This window comes from Bifidobacterium sp. POST2/T3 (B1) (genome assembly GCF_058197115.1).
Genome location: NZ_JBVPQK010000261.1, coordinates 1,256 through 3,721 on the forward strand (window position 1 = coordinate 1,256; position 2,466 = coordinate 3,721).

The 2,466-nt window shown below is 57.4% G+C and carries 3 protein-coding genes; 2 read left to right on the forward strand and 1 reads right to left on the reverse strand.

The genetic code is table 11. The annotated features are described in order from the left end of the window. Both AC0AP0_RS10160 and AC0AP0_RS10165 read left to right on the forward strand, forming a co-directional pair. The coding region (locus AC0AP0_RS10160; protein ID WP_490430373.1) for a MetQ/NlpA family ABC transporter substrate-binding protein at positions 1-255 on the forward strand (255 nt) is incomplete at its 5' end. 90 nt (positions 256-345) lie between these two features. Further along, on the forward strand, positions 346-1,518 hold the full coding sequence (locus tag AC0AP0_RS10165; protein WP_490430374.1) for a glycosyltransferase: 1,173 nt from the start codon (positions 346-348) through the stop codon (positions 1,516-1,518). Positions 1,519-1,530: 12 nt separating this feature from the next. Here AC0AP0_RS10165 and AC0AP0_RS10170 read toward each other — a convergent pair whose 3' ends face one another. Continuing rightward, positions 1,531-2,307, reverse strand: a complete 777-nt coding sequence (locus AC0AP0_RS10170) for an ABC transporter permease (RefSeq protein ID WP_490430375.1) — start codon at positions 2,305-2,307, stop codon at positions 1,531-1,533. Positions 2,308-2,466: the final 159 nt, after the last annotated feature.

The window sequence follows — 2,466 nt, forward strand, 5'->3', positions numbered from 1 at the left end:
GACTATGCGGCCGGCATCACCAACACCAATTTCATCCTGGATGCCGGCATGAAGATCCAGGATGCCATTTACCAGGTGCCCGGCGATCTCAAATCGCCAGCCAATCACCCCTATGTCAACATCATCGTGGCCAGGCAGGCCGACAAAAACGACCCCGCATACAAGGCTCTGGTCTCCGCCTACCACAGCCGATATGTGGCTGACGCCATCAACCGCTACTACCGTGGGGCAGCCGTCCCGGCCTTCTCCTACTAATATTGGGTGCAATTAGTGGGTGCAATCGGGTCGTCGCCCTGTCTTGGTCCGGCCCAAGGCTGCTAATGATGAACAGCGAAGGGAACGCTGATGAGGGATCATGATCGCCTGACGCTGGCCCTGGTCCTGGACTCTTTTGGCAACAGGGGCAACGGGACATCCAATTCCGCCATCCAATACGCCCAAGGTCTGGAGGCGCTGGGGCACCGGGTCCGTCTGGTGGGGGTGGGGTCGGCCGACTATCCGGCACGAGTGCATCGCATTCCTTTGGTCTCCGCAGTGGCGGCCAGGCAACAGATGAGCTTCGCTTGTGCTGATCCGGATCTCTTCCGAAGAGCCTTTGCCGGTGTGGATCTGGTTCATATTTACGAACCTTTCGCCTTCGGCCGCGCCGCCCTGTCCCAAGCTAGATCCATGGGCATACCGGTGACAGCCGGCTTTCACATTCAGCCTGAAAACATCACCTATTCCTCTGGCCCATTGCGCTACCTGCCCGGGGTGGATGCGGCCATTTACAGGCTGTTTCGGTTCTGGCTCTACGACCATGTCAGGCACATCCACGTTCCCACCCAGCTGACGGCCGACCTGCTGCGCTCGCATGGGTACAAGGCCTGCCTGCACGTCATATCCAACGGGTACCAGCCCAGGTTCAACCCTGGTGACCGATATGAGCGGGACCGATACGAACGGCAGCGATCCGGTCGGCTGATCCAGGTTGTGGCCTCTGGCAGGCTAGCCCGGGAAAAGGACCATCTGACTTTGATCCGTGCCTTGGCTCTGTGCAGGAACAGACGCAGGATCCGTCTGACCATAGCTGGTACAGGACCCATGGAGCACCGACTGAAGGCAGAAGCCGCCCGGCAGCTGGACGGCATGCAGGTCTCTATTGGATTCCATCAGAACGCGACCATGCCCGATCTGCTCAGGCAGGCCGACCTGCTGGTTCATCCATCAATAGCGGATCTGGAATCGGTCAGCGTCCTGGAGGGGATGGCCTGCGGCGCAGTCCCGGTTATCGCCCGATCCATCCTGAGCGCCGCCGGTCATTTCGCCTTGACGCAGCATTCGCTCTTCCCGGTCGGCAAGGCTCAGGCGCTAGCTTCGCAAATCGACTGGTGGGTAGACCATCCTGATGCCCTTGCAGTCTGGCCCAGTCGCTATGCCGAACATGCCAAGGAACATTACTCACTGGATGCCTCCGTCAAGGCCTTTGCCCATATGGCCGTGCAGGCCGTCAGCGATCAGGAGCCGGGCCGGGTATAGGCCTGACCTGGCTTAGATCTCCTGCTTGGATATGATCAGAGCCGATCCGAAGATGGCCACCAGGACCACGCCTGCGGATACTCCGGCATAGATCCAGGCCTGATCAGCCTTCAGAGTGTTAAGGATGATCTGTTCGCCGAACCCGACGAAGTCGAGGTATTTCAGCCATTGCCATTTCGCAGTGAACTCCATGAGACCGATCAGTATGGGCCATATCACGATCACCACCGCTGGAATGACCAGGGATTTGGTAATGATCAAGAGGACGATGCCTAGGCTGATGATGACGGAGATGCAGAAGCTGACCAATAGGGTCATGACGGCCACATCCTTGCATAGGATGCCCCAACTGGCTCCAGGTTTCCTTCCTAGGGCCAGTCCGGTCAGCAGAATAGCGACGAAGTAGCACAGGGTCAAAAGGATGATGTCAGTCAGGATGGTCACATACTTGCCCAGGATGAACTGTATGCGCGAGATGCCCGATGTCAGCGTGTTCTTCAGAGTGTGCTGGCTGTATTCTGCGCCAATGACAATGACGAAGACCGCGATGTAAAAGTAGATTAGAGACGAGGCGGAGGCGACACCTGCTTGCAGGCCTGTCCTAATGGTCCAGCTTTGCCCTGCGATTTCCGACAGTTTATGAGCGTATTCTTCGCCTCCGGTGGTGATTCCTATGGTCGTCTTGCCCCATGTGGTCACTATGCCGAGTGCCACAGTGGCAATCAGCAGAATCAGCATGCCGATGGATCGCCGCTGCCTGTAAAAGTCGGCCCTGATCTGGTTAATCATTGTTGTCTCCTAAGCTCTTGAGGGTCCTTGTTCAGCAGATCCGCGAAATATTCCTCCAACGATCCCTTCTGCTGGCTGATTTGATTGACCAGGATGCCTTCCTGAACCAGAAGTCTGTTGATGGGGCCCGGCTCCAGGTTCTCCTGCCTGATCAGAATC

Bases quoted from the DNA above. Each gene is read 5' to 3' on its own strand.
- AC0AP0_RS10165 (WP_490430374.1), top strand. From the start codon at position 346: ATGAGGGATCATGATCGCCTGACGCTGGCCCTGGTCCTGGACTCTTTT.
- AC0AP0_RS10170 (WP_490430375.1), bottom strand. From the start codon at position 2,307: ATGATTAACCAGATCAGGGCCGACTTTTACAGGCAGCGGCGATCCATC.